The organism is Cryptosporangium phraense (genome assembly GCF_006912135.1).
Lineage (GTDB): Bacteria > Actinomycetota > Actinomycetes > Mycobacteriales > Cryptosporangiaceae > Cryptosporangium > Cryptosporangium phraense.
In genome coordinates, this window is the sequence record NZ_VIRS01000068.1 from 1 (window position 1) to 13038 (window position 13038).

Here is a 13038-nt window from a genome sequence, read left to right on the forward strand (position 1 = left end):
CAGAGGTCCCTGCGTCAAGTGTCCAGGATCAAGGGGCAAGGCCCTGCGGCCTGCGGCCTGCGGCCTGCGGCCTGCGGCCTGCGGCCCTGCGGCCTGCGGCCCTGCGGCCTGCGGCCCTGCGGCCTGCGGCCCTGCGGCCTGCGGCCCTGCGGCCTGCGGCCTGCGGCCCTGCGGCCTGCGGCCTGCGGCCTGCGGCCTGCGGCCTGCGGCTCCGGGTCAGCTGACTCGGGCGCTGGTGCTCGTCGAGGCTGCCGTCGCCGTGCCGGCGGCGACTCGGACCCGGTACGTCGCGGGCTTGAGCTTCGTGAACGACGCGACCCCGGCGGCCGACGACGTCTTCGTCGAAACCTTGACCCACGTCTTTCCGCTCCAGCGATCCAGCGTCACACCCTGCCGCGTCGCCGGCGTCACCGTCGCGGTCAGCGTTCCCTTCCCGGCCCGCAGCGTGGTCTTCGCGGTCGCGGTGTAGGTCGCCGTCGCGGTGCTGGAGGCCGTCGTCGTCGCGTCCGCGTCGTGGGTGAAGTAGACCGTCGTCGTGCCGGTCGCGATGCCGGTCCAGGTCACCGCGCCGGTTGCGGCGGTCGTGGTCGCGGTGCACCGCAGAGTGGGGGCCGGGAGCGTGCGGACGCAGACCGAAACGGCGGAGCCGCCGATCGCCTCGCCGGTGGACGCGTCGGTGAGCGTCGCGCGGACCGTCACCCGGGTCCCGGCGACGACCGTGGACCCCGCGCCGCTGGCCAGCCGGAACGCCGTGGCTACGGTCGGCGACGACCCGTCGCACGAAACCTGCCCGCACAGCGCCGCGTACGGGTTGATCAAGCCGTACCCGAACACGTCGTCCCGGCCGGCCGCGCCCAGGTCCGTCGCGGTGCTCTCCAGCGCGGTCGTGACCTGCGCCGGGGTCAGGCCCGGCGACACCGACTTCAGCAGCGCCGCCGTCGCGGCCACGTACGGCGTCGCCATCGAGGTGCCCGACATCGTCGCGTACTGGCTGCCCATGTACGTCGACAGGATGCTGACACCGGGCGCGGCCACGTCCACGTAGCTGCCGGTGTTGGAGAAGTCGGCGTCCTTGTTCGTGGAGTCGGTCGCCGCGACGCCGATCACGCCGGCGTCGGCGGCCGGGTAGCTGGTCGCGTTGCCGTCCTGGCGCTCGTTGCCGGCCGCGGCGACGACCGTGACGTTCTTGGACAGCGCGTACTGCACGGCCGACGAGGTCGCACCGGCCTCGGTGCCACCCACCGACAGGTTGATGACCTTCGCGCCCCGGTCGACGGCCTGGATGATGCCCTTGGCCATGTCCGAGTCGTAGCCGGAGCCGTCGGCGTCGAGCACCCGGATAGGCAGGATCTTCACGTTCGGCGCGAGGCCGGCCACCCCGATCTTGTTGTTCGCGACCGCGGCGATGATGCCGGCGACGTGCGTGCCGTGACCGTTCTCGTCGTTGCTGCCGTCGGTGCTCGCGGGCTTGTCGCCGACCAGGTCGATCCCCTTCAGCACCTGCCCGGCCAGGTCCGGGTGCGAGGCCTGCACCCCGGTGTCGATCACCGCGACCGTGACGCCGCTGCCGGTGGACTTCGTCCAGTCGGTCTCCGCCTTCAGCGTCGTCAGCGCCCACTGCCGGGAGCGCAGCGGGTCGTTGGTGGCGGCCGCGGTGGCGGTCCCGTCGTCGGTCAGGTGCACGACCTCGTCGACACCGACCGAGACGGTCGCCGCGTCCTGCTGGGCCGCGGCCACTGCGGCCGTCGCCGACGCGCGGCCGGTCACCGTCACACTGCTGACGCTCGGCCGCCCGCCGATCGTACGGACGCTCACGATCCTGACGGGCTGGTCGGCCCGAACGCCCGCGACGATCCGAGCCGGGTCGGCACTGACGCTCGCGGCCTTGACCGCCCACGTCCGGACGGAAGCGCCCGCGCCGGCGACGGACCCGCTCGCCCCGGCGACGGACCCGCTCGCCCCGGCGGCGGCGTCGGCGACCGACCCCCCGGCCCCCCGGAGGGTGGGGGAGACGGCCGCGGCCGGCGTGATCGTCGTCACCGAAGAGCCCGAACCGGACGCGACCGCGGCGGAGGGCCCCGCGGCCACGAGTACAGCCCCGGCCACCGCGCCGGCCACCACCGTCAAGCCGGCAACCCCGGCCGTGAACCGCGCGCGGCGCGACGAACTACGGACGGAACGGCGGTTACGACCGGTCACGGATCGACTCCTCGAAAAACGACTTCCGACCCACGTCCATGTGGGCTTCGTGAGTCAGTCGACGCAGGTCGCAGCCGTCTGAGGCCCGGGCCGGGGCTGCGCCCTGGCCGGAACCGGAGTGCTCCGGACCCGCACCCGACGCAGTGGCCCGGGCCACCGCGGCCCTAGCGGTCGCCCCCGAAGCGCGCCGGGATGGCAGCATGGGCGGGTACGGACCGACGGCGAGCAGCGGAGGGGAGGCCGGATCGTGCCCGAGGCAACAGACGCGGTCGCCGATCCACCGGTGACGGCCCGGGTCCTCACCGTCCCGAACGCGCTGAGCGCGCTGCGCCTGCTGGGCGTGCCGGTGTTCATCTACCTGGTGCTCGTGCTGCACGCCGACCTGCTGGCCCTGCTCGTGCTCGTGGTCAGCGGGTTCTCCGACTGGCTGGACGGCGCTCTGGCCCGGGCCTGGGGCCAGGTCAGCCGCATCGGGCAGCTGCTCGACCCGCTGGCCGACCGGCTCTACGTGTTCACGACCGTGCTGACGTTCGCGATCCGCGGCATCATCCCGTGGTGGCTGGCGCTGGCCCTGATCGTCCGGGACGGCGTGCTCTGGATCGCGCTGCTGTTCCTGCGCCACTACGGCTACGAGGCGCTGCCCGTGCACTACGTGGGCAAGGCCGCGACGTTCAACCTGCTCTACGCGTTCCCGCTGCTGCTGCTGGGCGGGCAGGACGGCATCGTCGGCACGATCGCGATGCCGATCGGCTGGGCGTTCGCGATCTGGGGCGTGGGGCTGTACTGGTGGGCCGCGGCCCTGTACGTCTTCCAGACCGGGCAGCTCGTCCGGCTGGCCCGCCGCGAGACCGTCAGGGCGGCCGGGTGACGACACCACCCAGGGAGACGGAGACCGGCTTCCGGTTGTTCGGCAAGGGCGCGCCGCCCTCTCCCGGCCTCACGATGCTGGCCGACCTGATGAACAACCACCTCGACCCCGGCTACGCCGCGGCCGCGCGGCGCCGGGAGACCGGTGAGCCGCCGTCCCGGTTCGCCACCCGCAGCCGCGGTGTGCTGACGATCGCCTGCGCCGCCGTCATCGGCGTCATCCTGGCGATCGCCTACCGCGAGACGGTCGCCACCGCGCCCGCCGCGGCGGTGACCCGGGACGCGCTGACCGCCGAGATCGGCCGCGCCCAGGACGACACCGACGCCCTGCAGCGCACCGCCGACCAGCGCCGGGAGCAGGTCGCGGCCGCCCAGGACTCCGCGGTCTCGAACAGCTCCTCGGGCCGCGCGCTGACCCGCCGGGTCCGGGACGCCGAGGCGCTCACCGGGCTCGGGCCGGTCAAGGGGCCGGGCATCGTCATGCAGGTGTCCGACGGCGAACCGCCCCGCGACCCGGTCACCGGGGCCGAGGTCGGCGACGCCGAGGCCTACCTGGTGCAGGACACCGATCTGCAGCTGCTCGCGAACGCGATCTGGGCGGCCGGGGCCGAGGCGATCGCGGTCGACGGGCAGCGGCTGACCGCGCTGTCGGCCATCCGGTCGGCCGGATCCGCCGTCCTGGTCGATTTCCGGCCGGTCGACAACCCGTACACGATCACCGCGGTCGGCGACTCCGACGACCTGTACCGGCAACTGCTGCGGGCACCGGCCGTGCGCCGGTTCCAGACGTACGTCAAGGACTACAAGATGGGGTTCGACCTGCGCCGCGAGGATTCGCTGCGCCTCCCGGCCGGTCCGGAGCCGGAGCTGCGGGTGGCGGCGCCGCCGTCCCCGTCGTCGTCCGGGGCCCCGGGGGCGTCCCCGACGACGTCGACCGGCGCGGCCGCGTCGACGCCACCCCCTGACTCCCCGTCCCCCTCGTCTTCCGGAGGTGCCGATTGATCCCCGCGGTGGCGCTGGTCGTCGGCATCGTCGTCGGTCTCGTGTTCAAGCCGGCCGTCCCGACCGGGCTCGAGCCGTACCTGCCGATCGCGGTCGTGGCCGCGCTGGACGCGGTGTTCGGCGGTATCCGGGCCCGGCTGGACGGCATCTTCGACGACAAGGTGTTCGTCGTCTCGTTCGTGTCCAACGTCCTGGTGGCCGCGCTGATCGTGTACCTCGGCGACAAGCTCGGGGTGGGCGGTCAGCTGTCGACCGGGGTCGTGGTCGTGCTCGGGGTCCGGATCTTCGGGAACGTGGCGGCGATCCGGCGCCACATCTTCCGCGCATGACGGGCCCGGACGACCTGCCCCGCCAGCGCGAGCAGGACCCGGCCGGCTCCCGGCCCGATCCGACCAGGCCCGATCCGACCAAGCCCGATCCGACCATGCCCGATCCGGACGAGACGGTCACCGAAGCGATCACGCTTCCCGTGGCGTCCGCGTCCGCGTCCGCGTCGAGCGCATCGACGGCGGGAAGCGCGGCGGGTGCGCCGCCCGCGGCCGCCGGCCCCGCGCCCGCGGCCGGCGCCACCGCGGACGACGCCTCCCCGGACGGCGGCAGCGCTCCCGCCGAGCGCGGCCGCGGCACCGCCGAGGGCGGCCGCGGCACCGCCGAGGGAACCGGTCTCACCGGCGACGGTGGCCGGGAGATCGTGCGGGCCGGGAGCGTCGGCGGGCCGTCGCCCGCGCACCGGGACCCGGCCGAGACCTCGCGGCGGCAGTGGTGGATGAAGGCCGCCGCGGTCGCGCTCTGCGCGCTGCTCGGGCTGAGCCTGGCCGCGCAGCTGCGCCGCAACCAGCAGGACGGGCAGCTCTCCGGCGCGCGTCAGGAAGACCTGGTCCGGATCCTCGACGAGCTGGACAGCCGTCAGCAGCGGCTGCAGACCGAGATCAGCGACCTCGAACAACGGCGGCAGGCCCTCACCACCGAGGCCGAGGGGTCGGAGACGGCCCAGCGCGACCTGGAGGAGCGGGCCACCGAGCTCGGCATCCTGGCCGGCACGACCCCGGCCGTCGGCGACGGGCTGCGGCTGGTCTTCCGGCCCGGCCGCACGCCGCTGCGGGCCGAGGTGATCCTGGACGCGGTCGAGGAGCTGCGCGGGGCCGGGGCCGAGGCGATGCAGATCTCCGGCCAGAGCGGCGGGACCGTGCGGATCATCGCGTCGACCGCGTTCCTCGACGTCGACGACGATCTGCTGGTCGGCGACAAACGGCTCACCGGGCCGTACACGCTGCTGGCGATCGGGGAGCCGCAGACGATGCGGGCCGCGCTCGTCATCCCCGGTGGTGTCGTCGACTCGGTCGAGGGCGCCACCGGTACGGTGCAGATCACCACCCCGGATCCGGTCTCCGTGAGTGCGACGCTCTCGCCGGCGTCGCCGCGGTACGCCGAGCCGGTGGACTGACCGTCAGACCGTGTGACCCTCCTTGACGTGTGAAAGGAACCACCTCCGTGATCCCCGACGATCTGCGGTACACCGCCGAGCACGAATGGATCCGCGCGACCAGCGGGAGCATCGTCCGGATCGGCATCACCGACTACGCCCAGGACTCGCTCGGCGACATCGTCTTCGTGCAGCTCCCGGAGGTCGGCAACTCGATCACGGCCGGCGAGGCGGTGGGCGAGGTCGAGTCGACGAAGAGTGTGTCCGACGTGTACGCGCCGGTGAGCGGCACCGTGACCGCGAAGAACGAGGCACTCGACGACCAGCCGGAACTCGTCAACGGCGAGCCCTACGGCGGGGGCTGGATGCTCGAGATCGAGCTCGACGACCCGAGCGTCCTGGACGGGCTGCTGAGCGCCGACGAGTACCGCGAGCTGACGGAGAAGGACTGACGCGCGGGCGCTTACCTGCTTGCACTAGGCTTCGTGGGTCGAACACCGGTCGCGAGGCGGGTGGTCGTCCCCTCACTGTGACCTGGTCTGCCAGACTGGGCCGCAGTTCTGCGACAAGACTTCAGACTGGGAGGCGATCGAACTTGAAGGGTGCCCCTCCAGCATCCGCTCCGCTGTGCCCGCGGGCCCTAGACGCCGGAGGTGTGCGGTGAGCCGCCATTCCGAGGACGATCAGCAGCAGGTGGACGTCACCTCGACGATGATCCTCGGCGCCATCGACGACGTCGTCGAGGCGTCGGAGGCCGGCGGGGGGAGCGACCCCGAAGGTACCCGGATCGCGGAGAGCCTGCCGCCCGGTTCGGCGCTGCTCGTGGTCCGGCGCGGCCCCAACGCGGGGAGCCGGTTCCTCCTGGACAGCGACGTCACCACGGCCGGTCGTCACCCGGAGAGCGACATCTTCCTCGACGACGTGACGGTGTCGCGCCGGCACGCCGAGTTCCGCCGCGAGGGTGGCGTCTTCGTCGTCCGCGACGTCGGGAGCCTGAACGGCACCTACGTCAACCGGGAGCGGGTCGAGTCGGCCACGCTCGCCAACGGCGACGAGGTGCAGGTCGGCAAGTTCCGGCTGGTCTTTCTCTCGGGCCCGCGAGTCGCTCCGTGACGGCGTCCGGGAACGCGCGGGCCTTCTTGAGCATCGGCGAGGTTCTCGCCCAGCTCCGGCCGGAGTTCCCGGACACCACGATCTCCAAGCTCCGGTTCCTCGAGTCCGAAGGGCTCGTGGAACCGGAGCGCACGCCGGCCGGGTACCGCAAGTACTCGAGCGAGGACGTCGCCCGGCTCCGGTACGTGCTGGCCGCGCAGCGGGATCAGTACCTCCCGCTGCGCGTGATCCGCGAGCACCTCCAGTCGATGGGCGGGGGTGTCCCGGTGCAGAACCCGCGCGCGCTGGTGGAGGAGGAGGCGCTTCCGTCTGCGGGCGATTTCTCCCGACCTGAGATTGATGTCCGACTTTCGCGCTCGGACCTGCTCGACCGGACCGGCATCAGCGACGCCCAGCTCAAGCAGATCGAGAGCTACGGCCTGATCACCGCCCGCGGAGCCGGCTGGTACGACGCCGACGGGCTGGCGATCGCCGAGGCGGTGGCGCGGATGGCCGAATTCGGGCTGGAGCCACGTCATCTTCGGGGGTACAAGACCGCCGCCGACCGCGAGGTGGGCCTGTTCGAGCAGGTCGTCGCGCCGGTCGCGCGGCAGCGCGGGCCGGAGGCGAAGGCTCGGGCCGAGGAGACCGTCCGGGAGCTCGCGGCGCTCTCGCTGCGGTTGCACACGGCGCTCGTCCAGGCGCGCCTGCGCGGGCCTCTCGGGGGTTGATCCTCGGCCCCCCGCCGACGGGCCGAGTGTGGGCGGGACGTGTACGTTCGACAGAGGCAAGCTGGGGGCTCTCAGCGTCCCCGCGCGCGCGAGTGCAGAGGCTGGGTGAGGTACGGGTGAAGGAGCTCAACGTCGTCGGTGTGCGGGTCGAGCTACCGAACAACCAGCCGATCGTCCTCCTCAAGGAGGTCGCGGGGGATCGTTACCTGCCGATCTGGATCGGGCCGGTCGAGGCGACCGCCATCGCGTTCGAGCAGCAGGGGGTCCGGCCGACCCGGCCGTTGACCCACGATCTCCTGCGTGACGTTCTGGGCGCGCTGGAAGCGCCGCTGCGCAAGGTCGAGATCGTCGAGCTGCGTGACAACGTGTTCTACGCCGAGCTGGTGATCGGCGACGGGGTGCGGGTGAGCTCGCGCCCCTCGGACGCGATCGCGCTGGCTTTGCGGGTCGGCGTCACGATCACGTGCGCGGAAGCGGTGCTCGAGGAGGCCGGCATCATCATCCCGGACGAGCAGGAGGACGAGGTCGCGAAGTTCCGCGAGTTCCTCGACACGATCTCGCCCGAGGACTTCGCGGGCTCCTGAGCGCGGGCTCCTGAGCGTCTTTCAGAAAAATAGGGGTTCGTGCACAAGCTTGGTTGAGTGTTCCGGGCATTATGCCCTATTTCGAGGTACTGTAATCCGCTGAGCGCATCCGGAAGGTCGCGACACGCCGTCGTCGGACGTTGACCGGTGTTCACCGCCCTCTTACCGTCGAGGTCTCGGGGGCACAGTGGATCGGCACACGCGCGGAGGTCAGCGGTGGTCAAGCGCGACGGTACGGCCGGCCAGGCCGAGCTCCCGGTTTCCGGGGGCCTCGCCGGGGCGCCGACCGCGCCCCTGCACCCTACGTACGACGGTCAGGGCGTCCTGTTCGAGCCTGAGGCGTCGTCGCCGGACGAGAACGTCGGGTACCGCGGGCCCACCGCCTGTCACGTCGCCGGCATCACGTACCGGCAGCTCGACTACTGGGCCCGCACCGGGCTGGTGGAGCCGAGCATCCGGGGCGCGCAGGGTTCGGGCTCGCAGCGGCTGTACTCGTTCCGCGACATCCTGGTGCTCAAGATCGTGAAGCGGCTGCTCGACGCCGGGGTCTCGCTGCAGAACATCCGGCTGGCGGTCGACCAGCTCCGGGCCCGCGGGGTCGAGGATCTCGCCCGCATCACGCTGCTCTCCGACGGCACGACCGTGTACGAGTGCACGTCGCCGGAGGAGGTCGTCGACCTGCTCCAGGGCGGTCAGGGCGTGTTCGGGATCGCGGTGGGCGGGGCGTTCCGCGAGATCGAGGGTTCGCTGGCCAAGCTGCCCGGTGAGCGCGCGAACGGCTCCCCGGCCCCGGCGACCCGCCCCGACGACGACGAACTCTCGAGGCGTAGGGCTCGTCGAACCGGGTAAGGTTCGTTTCACGTCAGTACCCGTACGGGAGAGTTCCTGGGCAGCCAGTCCCAGGGCGCCGAAGGAGCAACCTCCCCGGAACCTCTCAGGCCTCAGGACCGTGCGGTGGGCGGCCACGCCCGGACGACTCTGGAAAGCAGGCGCACTGTCGCGCCTCACCGACGGTGCAAGCCCCCGCGCGGGTGAAGCTCTCAGGTACCGATGACAGAGGGGGAGACCGGTCCGTTGTGTTCCCACACCCCCGGAGCTCCCTGTCATGACCGATCGTCCTTCGCTCGCGTCGCTGTCCACTCCGTTCGCGCGTCGTCACATCGGGCCGTCCGCCGCTGAGGTGTCGACGATGCTCGACGTCGTCGGTCAGCCGTCGGTCTCGGCGTTGCTGTCCGCGGCGATCCCGGCGTCGATCCGCCTGGAGGAGGGCCTCGACCTGCCGGCCGCGGTCTCCGAGGCCGAGGCGACCGCCGCGCTGCGCGCGCTGGCCGCCCGCAACCGGCCGATGACCCAGATGATCGGCCTCGGCTACTCCGACACGATCACCCCGCCGGTGATCCGCCGCAACGTCCTCGAGAGCCCGGCCTGGTACACGGCCTACACGCCCTACCAGCCGGAGATCTCCCAGGGCCGGCTCGAGGCCCTGTTGAACTTCCAGACCGTCGTCAGCGACCTGACCGGCCTGCCGGTCGCCGGTGCCTCCTTGCTGGACGAGGCGACCGCGGCCGCCGAGGCGATGACGCTCGCGCGCCGGGCGGCCAAGAAGATTCGCTCGAACGTTTTTGTCGTCGATCCGGACGTGCACCCGCAGACCCTTGCGGTGCTGCGGACGCGGGCGGAGCCGCTGGGTATTTCTTTGGTGGTTTCGTCGTCGCTGCCGGAATCGGAGTTCTTCGGAGTGCTGGTGCAGTACCCGGGCAGCTCGGGGATGTTGCGGGATCCTTCGTCGCTGATCTCCGAGGCCCACTCGCGGGGGGCGCTCGTGGCGGTGGCGGCCGACCTGCTCGGGCTGTGCCTGCTGCGCTCGCCGGGGTCGCTGGGCGCCGACATCGCGGTGGGGTCGGCGCAGCGGTTCGGCGTGCCGCTCGGATTCGGCGGCCCGCACGCGGGCTACATGTCGGTCTCTTCCGGGCTGGCCCGGTCGCTGCCGGGGCGTCTGGTCGGGGTCTCGCGGGACGCCGCCGGCGCGCCCGCCTACCGGCTCGCGCTGCAGACCCGCGAGCAGCACATCCGCCGGGAGAAGGCCACCAGCAACATCTGCACCGCGCAAGTGCTGCTGGCCGTCATGGCCGGCGCCTACGCGGTCTGGCACGGCCCCGAGGGGCTGAAGCAGATCGCGCTGCGCACGCACCGGATGGCCGCGGTGCTGGCCGCCGGTTTGGGCGCGGCCGCCCAGACCGAGACGTTCTTCGACACGGTCCGCGTCTCGGTGCCCGGCCGGGCCTCCGAGGTCGTCGCGACGGCCGCGTCGGCCGGCGTCAACCTGCTCCAGGTCGACGACGACACGGTCGGCGTCTCCTGTGACGAGACCACGACGGTCGAGCACCTGCGCGTCGTCTGGACGGCGGTCGGGCTCGACGTGACCGCGCTCGACGTGCCGGCGCTGGACGTCGCCACCGCGGACGCGATCCCGGCGTCGCTGGTGCGGAGCGATGCTTTCCTGGGGCACCCGGTGTTCTCGGAGCACCGCTCGGAGACCGCGATGCTGCGGTACCTGCGCCGGCTGTCCGATCGCGACTACGCGCTCGACCGGGGGATGATCCCGCTCGGGTCGTGCACGATGAAACTGAACGCGACGACCGAGATGGAGCCGGTCAGCTGGCCGGAGTTCGCGAACATCCACCCGTTCGCGCCGGAGTCGCAGACCGCGGGGTATACGGCGATGATCGCCGACCTGTCCCGGTGGCTGGCCGAGGTGACCGGGTACGACGAGGTCTCGCTGCAGCCGAACGCCGGCTCGCAGGGGGAGTTCGCCGGGCTGCTGGCCATCCGGGCCTACCACCGCGACCGCGGCGAGGCGCACCGGGACGTCTGTCTCATCCCGTCGTCGGCGCACGGCACCAACGCGGCTTCGGCCGTGATGGCGGGGTTGCGGGTCGCCGTCGTGGCCTGTGACGCCGACGGGAACGTAGATCTCGCCGATCTGCGCGCGCAGATCGATGCCCATCGCGACGATCTGGCCGCGCTGATGGTGACGTACCCGTCGACGCACGGGGTGTACGAGCAGACGATCACCGAGGTCTGTGCGCTGGTGCACGACGCCGGCGGCCAGGTGTACGTCGACGGGGCGAACCTGAATGCGCTGCTCGGGTTCGCCAAGCCGGGCAAGTTCGGGGCCGACGTCAGCCACCTGAACCTGCACAAGACGTTCTGCATCCCGCACGGCGGAGGCGGCCCGGGAATCGGCCCGGTCGCGGTGCGCTCGCACCTGGCGCCGTACCTGCCGAACCACCCGCTGCGCGCCGACGCGGGCCCGGCGACGGGACCGGGGCCGGTCTCGGCCGCGCCCTGGGGCTCGGCCGGCATCCTGCCGGTGCCGTGGATCTACCTGCGCCTGATGGGCGCCGAGGGCCTGGCCGCGGCGACCGGCGCGGCCGTGCTGGCGGCCAATTACGTGGCCGCGCGGCTGCGCGACTCGTTCCCGGTGCTCTACGCGGGCCAGGGCGGCCTCGTGGCCCACGAGTGCATCCTCGACCTGCGCCCGTTGACCAAGTCGACCGGCGTGACCGTCGACGACGTGGCGAAGCGTCTGATCGACTACGGGTTCCACGCCCCGACGATGTCGTTCCCGGTGGCCGGGACCCTGATGGTGGAGCCGACCGAGTCCGAGGACCTGGCCGAGCTCGACCGCTTCTGCGACGCGATGATCGCGATCCGGGCCGAGATCGAGTCGGTCGCCGCGGGTACGTGGCCGGCCGACGACAACCCGCTGGTCAATGCCCCCCACACCGCGGCGATGGTGACGGGGGAGTGGGATCACCCGTACGACCGGGCGCTGGGGGCGTTTCCGTCGGGCCGGAGTGCGGACAAGTACTGGCCGCCGGTGCGGCGGATCGATGGGGCGTTCGGCGACCGGAACCTGGTCTGCTCCTGCCCCGCGCCGGAGGCGTTCGCGTCGATCTGAGGCGGGAGTGTCGTTGGGGTCGGTCGATTGCGGTGACGGAGGTTGGCTGACTGGGGTGCGGGTGGGCTCCGGATCTGGCCGGGTGGCGCCGGCTGCGCCGGGAGCTGGGCGTTATGGAGGTCGCGTCGCTCGGTTTGGGGGAAGGAACTGGGCGCCTTCGGACCGGCTGGGGGCCTTCGGTCGGGCTGGGGGCCTGCGGCCCGGCTGGGGCCTCCGGGCCTGCGGCCCGGCTGGGGCCTCAGGCTTGGGTGAGCGCCGTCGGACCGGCTGGGCGCGTTCGGACGGGATTTAGCTCGCGCGAGTGCGCCCGTGTCACGCGGGTGCGCCCACCTGACCGGGGCGCGTCTGGGGGCCTTCGGCCCGGCTGGGGCCTCCGACCGGCTGGGGCCTCCGGCTTGGGTGAGCGCCGTCGGACCGGCTGGGCGCATTTGGACGGGATTTAGCTCGCGCGAATGCGCCCGTCTCGCGCGGGTGCGGCCACCTGACCGGGCGCGTCTGAGAGCGGCGGAGCGCGGAGCGCCGCGCGGCGGCGGGTGAGCCAGCACAGCGCGCTGATCCATCGCTGAAGCCCCCCGCGCGGCAACGCGGGGCCTTGGGGGCGTGGGACCGAGGTAGGTGGGGGCGGCGCGCCTGCCATCGAAAGCGTGGCGGCGACCGTCTGCATCGCGAGGTCCGGGAGTGGGGACGCTGCGCGCGGCCTCGTGGGCTCTTGGTGCTCGTCTGGGGTGCGGGGCGCGGAGGCGTGGTCGTGCGGGATGCGCGGCCCGGAGGCGCGCTCGTGTGGGATGCGCGGCGCGGAGGCGCGGTCGTGCAGAATGCGCGGCGCGGAGGCGCGGTCGTGCGGAAAGCGGGGCCCGGAGGCGTGGTTGTGCGGGGGCGTGGCGCGGGGGCTGGGTGATTGTGCGGGGTGCGCGGCCCGGAAGGGGCGAGGGCGGTGGTGCAGCGGCGCAATGCGGAGGATGACAGGGGTGGGCGGACATGCGACTGGGCCGGGGCTTCTGCGCCTCGGCCCAGCAATTTCAGTGGAAGCTGCGCCCCGGCGGGACCGAAGCATCCGGCGGCCCTTGCGGCGGCGACCCCCTGGCGGCGGCCCGCAGCCGGGCCCTCGTGCGGCGACCCCTCCGGCGGCGGCCCAACGGCGGCGGCCTTCTGCGGCGGCCTCGGCCCCGGCCCCCG

At 72.8% G+C, this 13038-nt stretch carries 11 protein-coding genes and 2 riboswitches; of the genes, 10 read left to right on the forward strand and 1 reads right to left on the reverse strand.

Annotated elements, in window-relative coordinates; all coding sequences use genetic code 11:
- Positions 1-216: 216 nt before the first annotated feature.
- Positions 217-2199, reverse strand: a complete 1983-nt coding sequence (locus FL583_RS39425) for a S8 family peptidase (RefSeq protein ID WP_142710037.1) — start codon at positions 2197-2199, stop codon at positions 217-219.
- A gap of 247 nt (positions 2200-2446) precedes the next feature.
- Here FL583_RS39425 and clsA point away from each other — a divergent pair, with 247 nt between their 5' ends.
- The 10 genes from clsA (at position 2447) to gcvP (ending at position 11862) form a co-directional block, all read left to right on the forward strand.
- Positions 2447-3067 carry a cardiolipin synthase ClsA gene (gene clsA, locus FL583_RS39430; protein WP_142710038.1) on the forward strand — a complete coding sequence of 207 codons (621 nt, stop codon included), beginning with the start codon at positions 2447-2449 and terminating at the stop codon, positions 3065-3067.
- On the forward strand, positions 3064-4068 hold the full coding sequence (locus FL583_RS39435; RefSeq protein WP_142710039.1) for a DUF881 domain-containing protein: 1005 nt from the start codon (positions 3064-3066) through the stop codon (positions 4066-4068). The genes clsA and FL583_RS39435 overlap by 4 nt, the downstream gene beginning before the upstream one ends.
- Complete coding sequence (locus FL583_RS39440) at positions 4065-4397, forward strand: small basic family protein (RefSeq protein WP_142710040.1); 333 nt, start codon at positions 4065-4067, stop codon at positions 4395-4397. Before FL583_RS39435 ends, FL583_RS39440 begins: the two co-directional genes overlap by 4 nt.
- Complete coding sequence (locus FL583_RS39445; protein WP_142710041.1) at positions 4394-5512, forward strand: DUF881 domain-containing protein; 1119 nt, start codon at positions 4394-4396, stop codon at positions 5510-5512. Before FL583_RS39440 ends, FL583_RS39445 begins: the two co-directional genes overlap by 4 nt.
- A 47-nt stretch (positions 5513-5559) precedes the next feature.
- Positions 5560-5943 (forward strand): glycine cleavage system protein GcvH, encoded by a 384-nt coding sequence (gene gcvH, locus FL583_RS39450; RefSeq protein ID WP_142710042.1) that lies wholly within the window; start codon positions 5560-5562, stop codon positions 5941-5943.
- 259 nt (positions 5944-6202) lie between these two features.
- Positions 6203-6604, forward strand: coding sequence for an oxoglutarate dehydrogenase inhibitor Odhl (odhI, locus tag FL583_RS39455; protein WP_142710046.1), 402 nt, complete (start codon positions 6203-6205; stop codon positions 6602-6604).
- Positions 6601-7314 carry a transcriptional regulator FtsR gene (gene ftsR, locus FL583_RS39460; RefSeq protein WP_142710043.1) on the forward strand — a complete coding sequence of 238 codons (714 nt, stop codon included), beginning with the start codon at positions 6601-6603 and terminating at the stop codon, positions 7312-7314. Before odhI ends, ftsR begins: the two co-directional genes overlap by 4 nt.
- A 116-nt stretch (positions 7315-7430) precedes the next feature.
- Complete coding sequence (locus tag FL583_RS39465; protein WP_142710044.1) at positions 7431-7898, forward strand: bifunctional nuclease family protein; 468 nt, start codon at positions 7431-7433, stop codon at positions 7896-7898.
- Positions 7899-8114: 216 nt separating this feature from the next.
- A complete protein-coding gene (locus tag FL583_RS39470; RefSeq protein WP_170324111.1) occupies positions 8115-8747 on the forward strand; it encodes a MerR family transcriptional regulator in 633 nt (210 codons plus the stop codon).
- Positions 8748-8762: 15 nt separating this feature from the next.
- Positions 8763-8858: riboswitch (glycine riboswitch) on the forward strand.
- An 8-nt stretch (positions 8859-8866) separates the two neighbouring features.
- A riboswitch (glycine riboswitch) is annotated at positions 8867-8965 on the forward strand.
- 38 nt (positions 8966-9003) lie between these two features.
- Complete coding sequence (gene gcvP / locus FL583_RS39475; RefSeq protein ID WP_142710045.1) at positions 9004-11862, forward strand: aminomethyl-transferring glycine dehydrogenase; 2859 nt, start codon at positions 9004-9006, stop codon at positions 11860-11862.
- Positions 11863-13038 lie beyond the last annotated feature (1176 nt).

Excerpts from the sequence above, each read along its gene's own strand:
- FL583_RS39445 (WP_142710041.1), top strand. The coding sequence starts at position 4,394 with ATGACGGGCCCGGACGACCTGCCCCGCCAGCGCGAGCAGGACCCGGCC.
- odhI (WP_142710046.1), top strand. The coding sequence starts at position 6,203 with ATGATCCTCGGCGCCATCGACGACGTCGTCGAGGCGTCGGAGGCCGGC.
- gcvP (WP_142710045.1), top strand. The coding sequence starts at position 9,004 with ATGACCGATCGTCCTTCGCTCGCGTCGCTGTCCACTCCGTTCGCGCGT.